The 15,542-nt window shown below is 54.9% G+C and carries 17 protein-coding genes; 5 read left to right on the top strand and 12 right to left on the bottom strand.

Going from position 1 to position 15,542, the window contains the following annotated elements; translation table 11 throughout:
* Window positions 1–14: 14 nt before the first annotated feature.
* Together AURMO_RS08760 and AURMO_RS08755 are read right to left on the bottom strand one after the other, a co-directional pair.
* Window positions 15–653: an LON peptidase substrate-binding domain-containing protein gene (locus tag AURMO_RS08760; RefSeq protein WP_110234796.1), complete on the bottom strand. Its 639-nt coding sequence runs from the start codon at window positions 651–653 to the stop codon at window positions 15–17.
* 6 nt (window positions 654–659) lie between these two features.
* Window positions 660–1,130, bottom strand: coding sequence for a DNA helicase (locus tag AURMO_RS08755; RefSeq protein WP_162532719.1), 471 nt, complete (start codon window positions 1,128–1,130; stop codon window positions 660–662).
* A 100-nt stretch (window positions 1,131–1,230) separates the two neighbouring features.
* Between AURMO_RS08755 and AURMO_RS08750 the strand changes: the two genes are divergently transcribed.
* Together AURMO_RS08750 and AURMO_RS08745 are read left to right on the top strand one after the other, a co-directional pair.
* Window positions 1,231–1,770, top strand: a complete 540-nt coding sequence (locus AURMO_RS08750; protein ID WP_110234794.1) for a peptidylprolyl isomerase — start codon at window positions 1,231–1,233, stop codon at window positions 1,768–1,770.
* Window positions 1,771–1,776: 6 nt separating this feature from the next.
* On the top strand, window positions 1,777–2,658 hold the full coding sequence (locus AURMO_RS08745; protein WP_110234793.1) for a rhomboid family intramembrane serine protease: 882 nt from the start codon (window positions 1,777–1,779) through the stop codon (window positions 2,656–2,658).
* 59 nt (window positions 2,659–2,717) lie between these two features.
* Here AURMO_RS08745 and AURMO_RS08740 read toward each other — a convergent pair whose 3' ends face one another.
* Window positions 2,718–2,963, bottom strand: a complete 246-nt coding sequence (locus AURMO_RS08740) for a cell division protein CrgA (RefSeq protein ID WP_110234792.1) — start codon at window positions 2,961–2,963, stop codon at window positions 2,718–2,720.
* A gap of 71 nt (window positions 2,964–3,034) precedes the next feature.
* Between AURMO_RS08740 and AURMO_RS08735 the strand changes: the two genes are divergently transcribed.
* The 3 genes from AURMO_RS08735 to AURMO_RS08730 are packed head-to-tail and all read left to right on the top strand — an operon-like array spanning window position 3,035 to window position 4,553.
* A complete protein-coding gene (locus tag AURMO_RS08735) occupies window positions 3,035–3,766 on the top strand; it encodes a class E sortase (protein WP_110234791.1) in 732 nt (243 codons plus the stop codon).
* Entirely contained in the window at window positions 3,766–3,924 is a 159-nt protein-coding gene (locus AURMO_RS09035) for a hypothetical protein (RefSeq protein WP_204163616.1), read from the top strand. The genes AURMO_RS08735 and AURMO_RS09035 overlap by 1 nt, the downstream gene beginning before the upstream one ends.
* Complete coding sequence (locus AURMO_RS08730; protein ID WP_110234790.1) at window positions 3,921–4,553, top strand: anthranilate synthase component II; 633 nt, start codon at window positions 3,921–3,923, stop codon at window positions 4,551–4,553. Before AURMO_RS09035 ends, AURMO_RS08730 begins: the two co-directional genes overlap by 4 nt.
* A gap of 3 nt (window positions 4,554–4,556) precedes the next feature.
* Here AURMO_RS08730 and pknB read toward each other — a convergent pair whose 3' ends face one another.
* The 9 genes from pknB to AURMO_RS08685 form a co-directional block, all read right to left on the bottom strand.
* Window positions 4,557–6,317, bottom strand: coding sequence for a Stk1 family PASTA domain-containing Ser/Thr kinase (pknB, locus tag AURMO_RS08725; protein WP_110234789.1), 1,761 nt, complete (start codon window positions 6,315–6,317; stop codon window positions 4,557–4,559).
* A 31-nt stretch (window positions 6,318–6,348) separates the two neighbouring features.
* Window positions 6,349–8,019 carry a protein kinase domain-containing protein gene (locus AURMO_RS08720; protein ID WP_110234788.1) on the bottom strand — a complete coding sequence of 557 codons (1,671 nt, stop codon included), beginning with the start codon at window positions 8,017–8,019 and terminating at the stop codon, window positions 6,349–6,351.
* Window positions 8,016–9,473, bottom strand: coding sequence for a peptidoglycan D,D-transpeptidase FtsI family protein (locus AURMO_RS08715; protein ID WP_110234787.1), 1,458 nt, complete (start codon window positions 9,471–9,473; stop codon window positions 8,016–8,018). The genes AURMO_RS08720 and AURMO_RS08715 overlap by 4 nt, the downstream gene beginning before the upstream one ends.
* Complete coding sequence (locus AURMO_RS08710; RefSeq protein WP_110234786.1) at window positions 9,470–10,861, bottom strand: FtsW/RodA/SpoVE family cell cycle protein; 1,392 nt, start codon at window positions 10,859–10,861, stop codon at window positions 9,470–9,472. Before AURMO_RS08710 ends, AURMO_RS08715 begins: the two co-directional genes overlap by 4 nt.
* Window positions 10,861–12,090 (bottom strand): PP2C family protein-serine/threonine phosphatase, encoded by a 1,230-nt coding sequence (locus tag AURMO_RS08705; protein ID WP_110234785.1) that lies wholly within the window; start codon window positions 12,088–12,090, stop codon window positions 10,861–10,863. Before AURMO_RS08705 ends, AURMO_RS08710 begins: the two co-directional genes overlap by 1 nt.
* Window positions 12,091–12,099: 9 nt before the next feature.
* Window positions 12,100–12,621 (bottom strand): FHA domain-containing protein FhaB/FipA, encoded by a 522-nt coding sequence (locus tag AURMO_RS08700; protein WP_110234784.1) that lies wholly within the window; start codon window positions 12,619–12,621, stop codon window positions 12,100–12,102.
* The gene (locus AURMO_RS08695; protein WP_110234783.1) at window positions 12,614–13,363 is read right to left on the bottom strand and encodes an FhaA domain-containing protein; all 750 of its coding nucleotides are present in this window, start codon (window positions 13,361–13,363) and stop codon (window positions 12,614–12,616) included. The genes AURMO_RS08700 and AURMO_RS08695 overlap by 8 nt, the downstream gene beginning before the upstream one ends.
* Before the next feature lie 88 nt (window positions 13,364–13,451).
* Window positions 13,452–14,843, bottom strand: a complete 1,392-nt coding sequence (locus tag AURMO_RS08690) for a sensor histidine kinase (protein WP_110234782.1) — start codon at window positions 14,841–14,843, stop codon at window positions 13,452–13,454.
* The gene (locus tag AURMO_RS08685) at window positions 14,840–15,517 is read right to left on the bottom strand and encodes a response regulator transcription factor (protein ID WP_110234781.1); all 678 of its coding nucleotides are present in this window, start codon (window positions 15,515–15,517) and stop codon (window positions 14,840–14,842) included. Before AURMO_RS08685 ends, AURMO_RS08690 begins: the two co-directional genes overlap by 4 nt.
* Between the last annotated feature and the right edge of the window lie 25 nt (window positions 15,518–15,542).

The raw sequence follows: 15,542 nt of genomic DNA, 5'->3' as shown, positions 1-15,542 counted from the left end.
CAGTATCTCGCAGGTCAGTCTGTGCGCTGGGGTGACTCCCCGGCATCCAAGCCATCAAGGAAGCGGTTACCCCCGGCACAAATAGCCAGAGCCGTTTCAATCAGGGTCTCGAGCTCTTCAGACTCGAGCATGGTGTGTTGTTCCTGGGGTGGAACCGGCAGCATTGCTGCCAGCTGCCAGATAGCAGCAACAGGTTCTTCAGAGATTTCTGTGTCTGGTTCCCACATCATCTCGCCATATTTACTGGCACGGGTGAGAAGTCCACGAACCTCGAGTTCCAGAGTCATGCGCTGGGAATCAAACTTGTCATCCCAGACCAGATCGGGGAGGTAAGCAACCTCTGCGCGGGGATAAGGATCTGCTTCGAGCCATTTCGTAATAACAAAGCGCTTTGTTCCGGTGGCAGTGATACCGAGATGCTCATCGGTCATGCCAAAGTCTTCAACTTTGGCCACAGTGCCGATCGTGAGACGTTCGGGTTGTTCTCCGGCTGCAACACGTTGTGGGTGGAGAGGAACACCAAATACGGGGTTATCAGATCCCACGAGGTCACCCATGAGTTTGAGATAGCGGGGTTCAAATACTCTCAATGCCAGTGGCATGAAAGGCATCAAGACTGACCCCACGGGAAATTGGGGCAGAACTAAAGCCATGAGGGCTTATTCGTCTTCAGAGACCCAGAGTTCGTCGTCAGCACGGAAGGTCTGCCAGACAACGTAACCAACACCAAGAAGCGCAGCGATACCAATACCGGCAGCAATGTACTTACCGGCGCTCGCCGAAGCAGCCGGGGCAGCAACCTTTTTACCCGCAGTGAGCTTGGCAACCTGCTTGGTCACTTCCTTCACACGCTTGTCGCGAGCGGCGTCAATGACAGACAGAGTTGAACCGATAACGGAGGCCACAGTGGGGAGCACTTCCTCGACAAGCTTGTCGCGAGTGGTCTGTGCTGCAGCGCGAGAGCTCTTCACAACGCGGGGGAATACCTCTTCGCTCGTGACGCGACCAAGCTCACGGCTTGCTTCGCGCACAACAGCTCCTGCGTGGGTCAACACCTGCTGTTGTTCGCGCAGAAGTTCTTCTGCGTGTGCCTTGAGTGCTTCTGCTTCAGTCATCTTTTTGCGAGCCATAGTTCCATCTTGCCACTGTTGGCTGTGAATGCCACCAGAGCTGTTCCCCGGTGAGCGAACGATGAGCATTTTGTGAGGCGCCGTGTGAAAAGATTGAGCCATGTCTATTCACACTGCAGTTGCCACGATGAACACCACTCTTGGCCCCATCAAGATCAACCTCTACGGAAACCACGCTCCTAAGACCGTGAAGAACTTCGTAGGTCTCGCCACAGGAGATATCGAGTGGACTGATCCCAAGACCGGTGCCAAGCGCAACGACCCTCTCTACAACGGCGTTGTCTTCCACCGCATCATCCCCGACTTCATGATCCAGGGTGGCGACCCACTCGGTACCGGTACCGGTGGCCCCGGCTACCAGTTCGATGACGAGATTCACCCTGAGCTCAACTTCACCCAGCCCTACATCCTCGCGATGGCTAACGCTGGAACTTACGGCGGTAAGGGAACCAACGGTTCTCAGTTCTTCATCACCACTGCCCCCACGACCTGGTTGCAGGGTAAGCACACCATCTTCGGTGCTGTGGAAGATGAAGCCAGCCGTGCCATTGTTGACCAGCTGGGCAATGTTTCGACCGATGGTCGCGACCGTCCCCTGGATGACGTCGTGATCGAGTCGATCACCATCGAGCAGGTCTAACTCTTCGTGAGTAACGAAACAGGCTTTGGGGCTACCGCTGAGGTAGCCCCTTCCTGTTATCGCCACCCGGATGCACCGACCTTTATTCGGTGCCAGCGCTGCGAGCGTCCGGTGTGTGTGCAGTGCCAGGTTCCTGCCCCGGTGGGCGTGATCTGCCCTGAGTGTTTAGGGCAGGCTCAAGCTCGCGCGCCTCGTGTCGGGCGTGAAGCTTTGGGCGGTCGCAGCAACCAAACGCCAGTCGTGACTTATTCGCTGATTGCCATCACAGCGTTGTTCTATCTGATTCAGTGGATTCCTGGTTTAGGTGCGACAAATTACTTGGCCTATTCGCCTTTGTATAGCTATGGCGAATACGCAGCCGTCGGGGCTCCCTATGAGCCCTGGCGCATGATTACCTCTGTTTTTACACACTCAACAGGCTTTGTTTTCCACATCCTGCTGAATATGTATACGTTGTGGATTTTCGGGCAAATGCTCGAGCGTTTGCTCGGCAAGGCACGTTTCCTCACCCTCTACTTAGCTTCTGGACTTGCTGGTTCCTTGGGAGTGATGTTCTGGGCGCCCCACGACACCTTTGTTGTTGGAGCATCAGGAGCGATCTTTGGTTTGATGGGCGCCTTCTTAGTGATCCAACGTAAGCTCGGCGGCGAAACTACCCAGTTATTAGTGCTGGTGGGCATCAACTTAGTCATTGGCTTCTTGCCGGGCATGAGTATCTCCTGGCAAGCGCACTTAGGTGGTTTGCTCGGCGGAGCCCTGCTGGGCTTTATCTTCGTCCAGACTCGGAAATACACCCAAAAGAGACTTCAACTGGCTTTAGTCAGCGTGACAGTGCTCGTATTTGTGGCATTAGCTCTCTCTCATGCCCCCATGTTTGTTCAGGGTTAACAACCAGAGTTATCCACATGGTTGTCCACATGGGGAGAATTACACGAGTGTAATTAGAGTTAGCGCCACCGTGTGGTCATCAGGAAGCCGATGAAGGCAATACCGAAACCGACCAGGATGTTCCAGGAACCGAGGGCCAGGATGGGTAACGTTCCCTGGCTGATATAAAACACAATGATCCACACCAAGCCGATCAGCATGAAGCCGAACATGACGGGCTTGAACCATACGGGGTTCGGTGCGTCTGCGCCGCTCGCCTCGGGGTTACGAGGAGCCTTTGTGCGCTTCTTCTTTTCTGCAGCCATAGTGCTCAAAAGTCTACCCTTTCTTCAGCTGCTCCACAGGATGGGTCAGTTTTGACGGGTAAAGTTGATACGTGTTCAAGCCCGCAACTCTCTCCCGCGTCATGGGCATTGTTGGCGAACTCCTCATCACCTTCGGTGCCATAGTTCTGTTGTTCTTGGCATGGCAGTTGTGGATCAACAATGCAGTTGTTGCAGATCAACAACACAAGGCTTCTCAAGAACTCACTCAAGAGTGGTCTACGGATAAAGATAAAACGGCCTCAGCACCCGCCAATGAAGACTTTGGCCCTGCACCTGCCTTTGCTGGCGTGGGTGAAGGCGCCAAGTTCGCCACTATCTATATCCCTCGCTTGGGTTCGGATTCCACACGCGTTGTGAAAAACGGAATCGACCTCCCAACCATTTTGAACAACGGGTATTACGGGCATTACCCCGACACTCAATGGCCAGGTCAGCCAGGCAACTTTGCGGTGGCGGTTCACCGCACCAACTGGGGAAGTCCGTTTGGTGACGCACCCAAACTTCAAGTCGGCGACAAGATTTACGTTGAAACCGCTGATGGCTATTACACCTATGCGTTCCGCAACTATGAGTTTGTTCTTCCTTCTGCGGTGGATGTTCTGCTTCCCGTTCCTGGAACGAATGAATCTCCAGGTGATCAAAGCATTTTGACCATCACCACCTGCAACCCCCTCTTGGGTGATGCAGAACGCATGATTGTCTACAGCGTTTTGGAATCGTGGCGACCACATTCTGCTGGTCCTCCAGCAGAAATGGCGAAGACGCAGAAGGTGGAGTCCTGATGTATGCAGCGTTATGGCGAGTATTGCCCGGCAGCCTCTGGATCAAGATCGCGATCTTGACGGCGACTGCCGCGGTAGTGATCACCGTGTTGATGATGTTTGTGTTCCCAGCTGTGGATACGGCAATTACCGTGCGAGAGGTTACGGTTAACCAATGACCAGGATCTTGGTAATCGATAACTACGACAGCTTTGTGTATACCCTCAACGGGTATTTGCAGGAGCTCGGTGCCGAAACCGTTGTTGTGCGCAATGACCAAATTCCTCTAGCCGAGCTAGATGCCACTCTGGCTGAGTACGACGGCGTCCTGGTTTCACCAGGCCCCGGTAAGCCATCAGATGCTGGTGTTTCTATTGCTGCCGTGCACTCAGCACGTAAGCAAAGTATTCCGCTGCTGGGTGTGTGCCTCGGCCACCAGGCCATTGGTGAAGCTTTTGGTGCAACGGTGACCAATGCCGAAGAGCTTATGCACGGGAAGACGTCACTGATCACGCACAACGACAGCACGCTGTACACCGCTGTCCCCCAGCCCTTCACGGCAACCCGTTACCACTCACTTGCCGTGGTGAACGAGACAGTTCCTGCCGAACTGGTCGTCACCAGCTCAACGGCGGGGGGAGTCATCATGGGTCTCCAGCACAAAGAAGCTCCTATTTATGGCGTTCAGTTCCACCCGGAGTCTGTCTTGACCGAAGGCGGTTACACCATGCTGGGTAACTGGCTGGAAGTGTGTGGACTCAAGGGCGCAGCGAAGTTGGCTCTAACGAAGAGCCCTTTAATCCGCTAGGAACTAACCCGCGCAGTAGGTAATGGTGACAGGGGTTCCCTGTGACACCACCCCGGGAGCAGGAGACTGTGAGCGCACCGTGGGCTGTTCAGCCTTAGCGCAGGTCGTATCTGCCTGAACCGTAGGAGTAATCGACAGAGTGCTCAGGAGGTTATTGGCGTCCGTGACCGTCTTGCCCTTGAGGTCTGGAATCTCGATCTTTCCATCTGAGACCAGAACGTTCACCTTGCTACCTTGAATGAGTTTCGTACCCAACGTTGGTGTGGTGCTGATAACCAAGCCAGCCGCATACGAAGGAGAGTGACTTTCAGTGGTTGTGCCAAGAACTAAACCAACGGCTTCCAGTTGAACCTTGGCATCAGCCACCGTCATATCTGCAACCTGGGGAACTTCCACCATGGTCTTTCCAGCCGAGACATAGACGGTAATCGGGGTACCGGGGTCGATCACAGCACCCTTTTCAGGCTCAGTGCGGATGACCTTGCCCTTTTTAACCAGTGCGGAGTTCTCAACCACGATGCTCGTAATGAGATCAAGATCTTGAAGTTCTTTGATGGCATCCTTCTCGGCAACGTTCTTGAGCGTGGGAACGGTCACGGTTGAGGAGGGGAAAATATTAGTTGGTTCCAACGTGGCAACCCACAGCCCAACACCTGCGATAGCACCAAATACCAGGGCAATAACCGCAACAGCAGTGATGACTCGCTTGCGTTCAGGACGGAATTGCTCAGGCTGAATCAGCGTGGGGGCAGTTTGGGGGTCATCACCAAAGAGGAAAAGGAAATCGTCAGGGAGTTCTGAAATTGAGTCAGATTTTTCAGCAGCTGGTTCTGAAATGGGTGAACCCAATAAAGAATCAACGTCATTCTCGACGACCGGCTGTGCTTTCACGGCCTTAGGCGCAGTTGCCTTTGCTGCTTCTGTTAAACGCAACTCTCGCCCAAATTCAGCAGTTGTCTGGAAACGGTCTGCCTTGTCCTTGGCCAATGCCGTGAATACGACCTGGTCAAGCGCAAGAGAAACCTTGGGGTTGATGGAGCTAGGTGCTGGGGGGTGAGCATGAATGTGTTGGTGGGCAACCGCAACAGCAGTGTCACCGGTGAAAGGAATCTTGCCGGTCAACATTTCAAACAGCACGATGCCAATGGCATAGATGTCTGTTCGAATATCGACCTTCTGGCCCTGAGCTTGCTCAGGGGAGAAATAGGCCGCTGTGCCCAAGATGGATGTTGTAGTGGCGATGTCATCAAAGGTTTCTGCCACAGCACGGGCAATACCGAAGTCGAGAACCTTCACCTTGCCAGCACGCGTGAGCATGATGTTGTCAGGTTTGATATCGCGGTGAACGATGCCTTTGTTGTGGGCAAATTCAACTGCAGAAAGCAATTCCTTTGTCACACGAATTGCTTCAGGAACCTTGAGGGGTCCGCGGGCAACGAGTTTGGAGAGCTCCAGGCCATCCACGTATTCCATGACGAGGAACGCATAGGTGTGCTTGACGCCATTCTCATCTGTCTCAGTGGTTTCACCGGCGTCCAACACCTGGACGATGTTGGGGTGATCCATTGAGGAAGCAGACTTAGCTTCCTGCTTGAAGCGCTGGCTGAACTTCTTGTTTGCAGCAAGTTCCTCATTGAGAACCTTAATGGCAACTTTGCGTCCCAGGACAGAATCATGCGCCACATAGACATCTGCCATCCCACCGCTGCCAATGAGCTTGGTGAGTTGGTAGCGCCCAGAAATGACTTTGTTACTCAGTGGCACTGATTCCCCTTGATAAGACTATGTGTCTAATCTAGCCCAGCGCCGAGACGGTGAAGGTTGTCAGAGGAGAGCTGTTTGAGATAGCAAGGCCAGCACACGTCACCTGGTAAGCAATGGTGTGGTTACCCAAAGCTGATGGTGCTGTGAATGGAGCAGTTGCGTTTGGAACCGAAGAGACGGGGGAACCGTCAACCAGAACGGTGTAGCTTTCCAAGCTGTGACCAGATGGGCAGGAGGTGTATCCAGCCCAGGTCGCGATGAGAGCCTGACCAGGAGTCGCGTTGTCATCGTTGAGGCTCGGTGCAGCTGTAGGAGCTGGCGCAACAGGAAGATCACCGTAGTAGGTCACGTTAATCGTGGTGCCGTTTGGAACCTGGGGACCGGTTGGGTTGACGTCATAGACGATACCCACCTTGTCAGCACTTGGTGCCGCAGTTCCCTTGACGGCATTGACATTCATGTTGAGCTTTTCCAGCGCAGCGGTGGCGTCTGCCAGAGACTTGCCCACATAGTCAGCCTTGTTGATAGCTGCTGCGGTGGGAGTTGCAGAACCCGTGGGGGTGGCTGTGGGCGTCTTGGACTTAGTCGGGCTAGCCGACTGTGTGGTGTCGGTGGGCTTTGGCTCGGGTGAGTTACCACCAGATGTCAGTGCCACAACAGCACCAATCAAGACCAGAACGAGAACACCGATCAGAGCAATGAGCGGCCACGTCCAGGGACTGCGCTTCTTCTTTTCGGTGGACTGAACGGGCTCTGGTGCATCGGGGATGTTCAAAACGGTTGTCGCTCCGGTTTCAGCAGTACGTGGCATCACCACGGTTGCGTCCAATGGGGTGGTTGTGGTGCCAAGAACACCAGGAACTGCAGCAGCAGCACCTTGCAGGTCTCCGCGGCGCAAGGCCTGAGCTGCACGAGCCAGGTTCGCTGAAGATGCGGGACGATCTGCGGGCTTCTTTGCAATGCAGGAGTAGACCAGGTTGCGCACGGGCTCAGCAATGGTGTCTGGAAGTGGTGGAGGCTCTTCATTGATTTGAGCCATCGCAATGGCAACCTGTGATTCACCAGTGAAGGGGCGCTTACCTGCGAGGCATTCGTAGGCGACGATACCGAGCGAGTAAATGTCAGTTGACGGTGAAGCGGGGTGGCCAGAGGCCTGTTCAGGCGAGAGGTACTGAACAGTACCCATGACCTGGCCGGTTGCGGTCAGGGGAACCTGATCTGCAATACGGGCAATACCGAAGTCGGTGATTTTGACGCGGCCTTCAGGGGTAATGAGCATGTTGCCGGGCTTGATGTCGCGGTGGACGAGGCCAGCGCTGTGCGCGGCCTGCAGTGCGGCAGAGGTCTGGGCAATGATGTCCAAGACTTTGTCAATGGACAGAGTTTTCTCACGCTCAATGACTGCGGAGAGAGGTTCGCCGGGAACAAGTTCCATGACGAGGTAGGCAGAGCCTTCTTCCTCGCCGTAGTCGTAGACGTTTGCAATACCTTCATGGTTAACCAAGGCAGCGTGACGAGCCTCGGCGCGGAAGCGCTCGAGGAAGCCGGGGTCACCCAGGTACTCGTCCTTCAAGATCTTGATCGCGACGAGGCGACCAATGACAAGGTCAGTTGCTTGCCAAACCTCGCCCATGCCACCTATGGCAATGCGCGACTGGAGCTCATAGCGACCGCCGAAGGTCATTCCAGCTGTTGGTCTCATTTGTTTAACCCTGCCTCTAGGACTGTTCTTGCGATTGGCACTGCGATGTCATTGGTGTAACCATTTTGTCCGAGCCCGCCACCGTTTTCTATTACAACAGTGATGGCGTATCTCGGAGCATCAGCCGGAGCGAAGCCGGTGAACCAGAATGTGTACGGTTCCCCGTCCCCATTTTGGGCCGTACCAGTTTTACCCGCGACCTTTACTCCCTCAATTCTCACATTAGTTATGAGATTGCTGTTATCTACGTTGTTGATCATCATTTGGGTGATGGTTGCGGACGTCTCTGGGCTAACTGCCTGAGAGAATTCTTTCGCTTCAAACTGGGAAATTGGTTTGAGCGTGGGTTCGAGGATTTGGTCGAGCACGGTGGGATACATCACCTTGCCGCCATTGGCGATCGCAGCAGAGACCATCGCTATTTGAAGTGGGGTCGCGCGGACGTCATATTGTCCAAAAGAGGACAGTGCTGTCTGCGGGTCATTCATGACGACCGGGAATTCACTCGCTGCCGCTTTCATGGGCACATCAAACGAGGTGTTGAAGCCAAATTTCTTTGCTTGTTCCAAAATGGCTTTGCGACCGAGCTCTAGTCCAAGTTCGGCAAAGGGAATATTGCAGCTCAAACGCAATGCCGTTGCCAGGGTGACAGTGGCACCAGGCCCACACGAGGTGAAAGTCGAGTTCTGAATAAATACGTCGGTGCCCGGAAGCTGGAATCGAGAAGGATTATCGAAAGTGCTTTCGGGGGTGTATTTGCCCGATTCCAGAGCCGCGGCAACCATGACCAGTTTGAACACAGAACCAGGAGGGTTCATGTCACCTGCGATGGCCTTATTGATCAGGGGCTTAAGCGGATCTGAATTGAGAGCGTCATAGGTCGCAATAACTTCGTCGGCATTGTGAGAAGCAAGCATGTTGGGGTCATAACTTGGCTTGGATGCCATCACGAGGATTTTGCCGGTGCTGGGCTCGGTGACAACAACAGCACCTTCGTAGTTTCCCAGGGCATCAAATGCGGCTTGCTGCATCACAGGGTCCAGCGTCAAAGCAACAGTGGCGCCTTGTGGTTCTTGACCGGTCAGGATGGAGTTGAGCTGGTTGAGGAACTGCGACCCAGTTTTTCCGCTGAGATAGTTATTGAGGGTTCCTTCAATACCGGTCATGCCCTGGTTCAGGGTGAAATATCCAGTGACATTGGCATAGGTCGCAGCGTTGGGATAGGTGCGCTGGTATCGGTAGTTGTCCTCGATGGGGACAGATTCGGCAATGGGTGCACCAGCAACCAAAATCGAGCCGCGCTTGTAGCGGTAGCTATCAAAGATGGTGCGCGTGTTTCTGGAATCCGCGTAGAGCAGATCTGCCGTAAAGACCTGAATCGTACTTGCCGCCAAGAACAGCACCACAAACATGCCAATCACCACCATGGTGACGCGTTTGAGCTCCCGGTTCATCCGACCACCAGCCTCGGTTCGCTCCGAATGGAATCAGAGAGGCGAAGCAGGAGTGCAGCGATAATCCAGTTAGCAACCAGTGAACTACCACCGGCGGCAAGGAAAGGAGTGGTGAGACCGGTCAAAGGAATGACGCGCATCACACCACCAATCACGATGAAGCACTGCAGTGCAATGGTGAAAGACAAGCCAACAGCAAGTAACTTGCTGAAGTCATCGTGGCCAGCAAAACCAATACGAAGGCCTCGGCCGACGAGGAGTAAGTAGAGGCAGAGGATGGCAAAGATTCCAGCCAGACCGAGTTCTTCACCCAAGCTGGCAATGATGTAGTCGCTTTGAGAGACCGGAGTCACCTCTGGCATGCCCTCGCCCAGGCCCGTGCCAATGACGCCACCATGAGCAAGACCGAAGAGTCCCTGCACCAGCTGGTAGCTTCCTCCGTCGGCAGAGAAGTTTGCATCGTTGAAAGCGTCGTACCAGTTGGCAAAGCGGCCATTGACGTAATCCAGGGTTTGATTTGCCACAACAGCACCAAGACCCACCAAGCTCAGGCCCAGTGCAACCCAGCTTCCGCGACCGGTGGCGACATACAGCATGACCAAGAACAAGCCGAAGAAGAGCAGACCAGTACCGAGGTCGCGTTGGAACACGATGACGACCATGGACAGTGCCCACACCACAATGATGGGACCGAGGTCACGTCCCCGGGGAAAACGCATCCCTAAGAAGGTGCGCCCAACCATGGACAGGCTCTCTCGGCGCTGAACGAGGTAGCCGGCGAAGAAGACAGCAAGAGCAATCTTCGCAATCTCACCCGGCTGGAAGGTGAGCGTTCCCAGTTGGATCCAGACCCGTGCGCCGTTAATCGAAATACCCAACCCAGGAACCATGGGCAATGCGATCAAGATCACAGCCAAGAGACCTGCAACATAGGTGTAGCGCTGGAGCATTCGTTGGTGCTTGATGAAGACGATGGTGGCTAAGGCCGCACCCAGTGCAAGCGCGGTCCACGCAATCTGCTTATTGGCGAGAGAATCCCAGCCTTCATTCCCCAGGGCTAAGTCAATGCGGTAAATCTCGGCAATACCGAGTCCATTCAATACGGTAGCGATGGGAAGAATGAGGGCGTCTGCCTGTGGTGCCACAAACCGCATGGCCACATGAATGGCAAGAACGAGTACCGCGAGCAAACCGCAGATGGCAAGCGGGCCTGCATCAATCCTGTCCAGCACACCCCACTGCACAAGAACAAGTGAGGCAACATTGATGGCGCTCGCAACAAGAACAAGAATGAGTTCTACGTTGCGCATGCGCTGGGAGGTGCGCACGCGCTTGAGTCGCCCGATGGAGCCGGTGGCGACAAAGTCAGGGGTTGCTGGAGCCGACATTACTTACTGGCTCCTGAAGTGAGTGAAGCAATAAGGTCTTGTGCCTCGGTGTAATTACCGAACGGAATCCCGTTCTTGATTTGTTGCTGCTGGTAAGCGGTGAGGGAATCAAGCGGAATATCGGTATCGACATAAACATGAGACAAGCTCACACCGGCAACGTTTTGTGAGATGCCCTGATAAATAACTACGGAGTCTGTATCGCTACCCACATAGAACTGAGTTTGACTCCAGCGGTAACCCAAGATGGCGCTGATGAGAATGGCACCCAACACAAGGATCATTGAGCCAATCAGCACAGCACGTCGGCGAATGCGTTTGGCTTTCACTGCATCAAGCTGAGCCGTGAGGGCTGCCGGAGGAACGCTCATGCCACCGGTAGAAATGGGCATCTTCTTTGGCTTAGGGCGAGGCTTGAGGTTTGGCGTGGGGATGAGCTTGGCTTCAGGAGCTTTCACTGCCATAGGGCCAGCAGCTGAACCCACCAGCTCAGCAATGTGTTCAGGCTCACCGTCGGTGATGTCCACCACAACTACGGTGACGTTATCTGGAGCACCACCAGTGAGGCTGGCTTGAACCAACGTGTCAGCAGCGTCATCTGCAGTTTCAGCTTCTACAAGGAACGGCTTCAATCGCTCGGTATAAACAACTCCGGTGAGGCCGTCGGAGCAGAGCATCCATCGGTCACCAACCTCGACGTCAAGTACTGCCGTGTCGAGCTCGGGTGACGCATCCACGTCACCGAGTACCCGCATCAACACAGATCTGCGCGGGTGGTCGTGTGCTTCTTCCTCCGTGATGCGGCCGCTATCAATCAGGCGCTGAACAAACGTGTGGTCAACGGTGACCTGAGACAGATTTCCTTCGCGTAGGAGATAAATGCGTGAGTCACCAATGTGGGCAATAACTACTTGTCTGCCCACGCGCAGCATGGCGCTGACCGTAGTTCCCAGACCAGCGAGTTCTGGGTGTTCATAAACAACATCGGAGAGCATGTCATTGGCTTGCAACAATGTTGCCAAGAGGTCTTGTTGAGCTGAGACAACGTCTGGATATTCCTTATCCAGCTGCAACATATGACGAATAACCAGATGGGATGCGACATCCCCACCTGCGTGGCCGCCCATTCCGTCAGCGACAACACTGAGGTAGGTTCCCGCGTAGCCGGCATCCTGGTTGGATGCTCGAACCATGCCTACGTTCGAGGCGGCTGCGCTGTGCTTAGACATATCGTGCGCCTAGCGGCGAACCTCAAATGTCATCGAGCCCACAACAATGGGGGTGTTCAAGGGAACAGGTACAGGGCTCGTTACTCGAGCACCGTTGAGAGTAGTTCCGTTAGTGGAGTCCAGATCGCGCAGCAGCCAGCTCCCGCCACGAATCTCTAAGCGTGCATGGTGGGTTGAGGTGTAGTCATCCTGGATAACAAGGCTGGAGTCAGGCGATCGACCGATTGTGATGACATCTCCTTGCAAGGGGAGTTCTTGGCCCTGCAGAGCACCGGAGGTAATGATCAGCTTGAGAGGAGTTCCATCTGCGGGAGCAATCTCAGTGGTTGCTACTGGAGCTGCAATGCGAGGCTGTGCTGAAGTGAGGAACGCACTCGCATCGGGAGAAACAGGAGCAGGTGCTGCGGCGGGCATCTTGCGCACACGCTGACCAAAGAGGTCACTGCGCACGGCATAAACCACAAAGAAGACGAAGACCCAGAGCGCAATGAGAAAACCTATGCGCAAGATCAGTAGTGTGAGCTCACTCACGTGGACCCCAGAATCCACCTGGCTCAGCGGCGCGAGGAGCCTGAACGGTCTCAGAAGAGGGGGAGGAGGAGTCACCCGCTGCTTGGGGAAGCAGGCGAAGAACAATGCTGGTCTGACCGATGGTGATTACCGAGTCTGCTTCGAGAGCGGCAGAGACCAGGCGTTGACCATTGAGCTTTGACCCATTGGTTGAACCTAAGTCATTTGCCTGGGCACGTGTTCCGTCCCAGAGCACTTCCACATGCTTGCGCGAGATACCGGAGTCTTCCACGGTGATGTCAGCTTCGGTGCCACGGCCGATAATGGTCCGGGATTTCGAAATGGGGTAACGCTTGCCGGCAATTTCCAACACAGCAACCCATGTGACCGAGCCGCTGACGTTTTCAGAATCGACCTGAACGACGCCCACAGCAAGCGATGGGTCAGAGCGAAGAGAAATCTTGATGCCACCTGCAAATTGGTAGTGCTGCGTTGCGGCATGTTTGGTGACGAGTCGTGTGAGCTCATCGGTCAGGGTGGCACCCATGCCGATCATGCGCTCGTAGTCGTCCGGAGCGAGGCTGACGGTGAACTTGTTAGGAACAAGGACTCGATCACGCGAGACAACGGCTGCCTTAGTGTCGAGCTCACGGCGCAATGCTGCGGTGATTTCAACGGGCTGAAGACCTGAGCGAAATGTCTTCGCGAACGCACCATTGACCACGCGCTCAAGGCCGCGCTCAAGGTTGTCCAGAATGCCCACAGGTCTCCTTTGTCAGGGTAAAACTCCTCCCCAAATCGTACCCGGCGAGGCTGGAGCAAGCTGAATGCGCGCCGGGAGGAGGGCGGACTCAGTTTCGGGCAGTATCGAAGCTCACCGAAGCGATGAGGCCACCACCTGGGCGAGGGTGCAGGGTAGCTTTCCCACCAGAGGCGCGGGCCAGCTGTGCAACGATTGCAAGCCCCAGCCCACTGCCGTGACGATCAGAGCTTGCTCGCCAGAAGCGGTCGAATGCGCGCACACACTCTTCAGGACTGAGGCCAGGACCTTGATCGAGAACCTCCAGAAGTGCAGAAGTACCTTCCATGCGGACGTGAACGTTGATGATGGAACCGGCTGAGCTGACGGAGAGGGCGTTATCGATGTAGTTGTCCACTATTTGCTCTACCGCAGTGGGAACGGCACTCACTTTGAGCGAGAGGGGGCCGTCATATCCGAGGGCAACATCCGACTCAGCAGCCAATGCCTGCCACTGCTCGATGCGCCCCCGGGTCACAGCTGCCAGATCCACACTTTCTCGCTGCGCGTTGGACGCTTCAGTGCGGCTCAGCAAGAGCAGACCCTCGATGAGGTTACTCAAACGGTCCGCCTCAGCCTCGGCTGCAGAAAGCCGTTCGGCTGCTCCCGCAGGATCTGATTCCAGAAGATCATGTGCTCTCTCAAGCCGCAGGCGCAACGCGGTCAGCGGGGTGCGCAACTGGTGGGAGGCATCTGCAGCAAATGTGCGCTGTTGAGTGATGAGGAGTTCCAAACGTGCAGCCATGTCGTTGAATGAGGTGGCGAGTGAACGCAATTCACTTGTTCCGGCAGACTCATCGGCGCGAGTGTCGAGTTCTCCTGCCGCTAAAGATTCGGTGGCACTCTGAAGAAGTCGAATCCTGCGTGTGATGGAACCCGAGACGATATAGCCGACGATGGCGGCAAGCAGGAGCGCAATGACGGCAACGAGGGAAAGCAGACCGAGTTGTTCATTGACCGTGTTCGCCACGACGTAATCGGGGTAGGTCAAGCGAACAGCGCCTAGAACTTCTGTTCCACTCAAAATGGGAACGGCGACAAATAGCAGCTCCTGGTTCAAGGTGGTGGAGAAGCGGTGTCCCGTACTGATGGTTCCTGAGAGGGCTTCAACAATCTCAGGTCGGTTCAAATACGACGTGCCCAGATCTGCTTGATCGTCATCGCTGATGACCACAGCAGTGCCGTCCGCATTCACAATCACAACCCGGGAGCCACCGGCGTCCCGGTAGTCTTTCGTCGCTTGAATGAGCTCAGAGTCGTCAGTAACCGTTTCGGTTTCAAGCGCCTGCTCGCTGCGGCCTGCCAAGATGAACGCATCTCGCTCGAGGGAGGTAATGATGCGTTCATGTTCAACCTGTTGGAGGTAGAAGCCCAGAGGGATGTCCTGCACGAGAAGCACCAGCAGGGTGACGGACATCAACGCTGAAATGAAACGCCACTTCATGACGGCTGCTCAAAACGGAAACCCACGCCACGAACAGATTCAATCCATGATGCGTTGCCGAGCTTCTTGCGAATAGCAGCGATATGGGCATCGAGGGTTTTACTCGTTCCATACCAATTCGTATCCCACACGTCATGCAAAATGTCCGAGCGCTTGAAGACGGCACCGGGGTCACTCGAAAGATATTCAAGGAGCTCAAACTCTTTGGCGGTGACGTGAATGTCAACACCTGCCAGACTGACCCGTTGAGTTCTGGTGTCTATAACCAGATCACCAAAAATACGCTCATGAGCAACAGGAACATCCATGTCGGCAGGGTTCGTCCTGCGCACCACGGCACGAATTCGCGCAATCAACTCACGCATTCCAAAGGGCTTCACCACGTAGTCGTCGGCACCGATTTCCAGGGCGACAACGCGATCAATCTCTTCGTCTCGGGCACTGACCACGATGATGGGCACTGTGCTGACCATTCTCATCTTTCGGCAGACTTCAGTGCCGTCCATGTCGGGAAGACCGAGGTCGAGCAGAACTATTTCAGGGGAGAACTCAGCTAATGCAGTGAGGGCGGCAGCACCCGTTGACACGTGTTTCGCCTCAAAAGCTCCCCCGGAGAGCCCATCAAGAAGACCGTCAGCAACTGACTGGTCATCTTCTACGAGGAGTACGCGCATGTTCCCATTCTGGCTTTGACTCCCC

Source organism: Aurantimicrobium photophilum (genome assembly GCF_003194085.1).
Taxonomy (GTDB): Bacteria; Actinomycetota; Actinomycetes; order Actinomycetales; family Microbacteriaceae; genus Aurantimicrobium; species Aurantimicrobium photophilum.
This window is presented reverse-complemented; position numbering and strand designations above follow the sequence as displayed.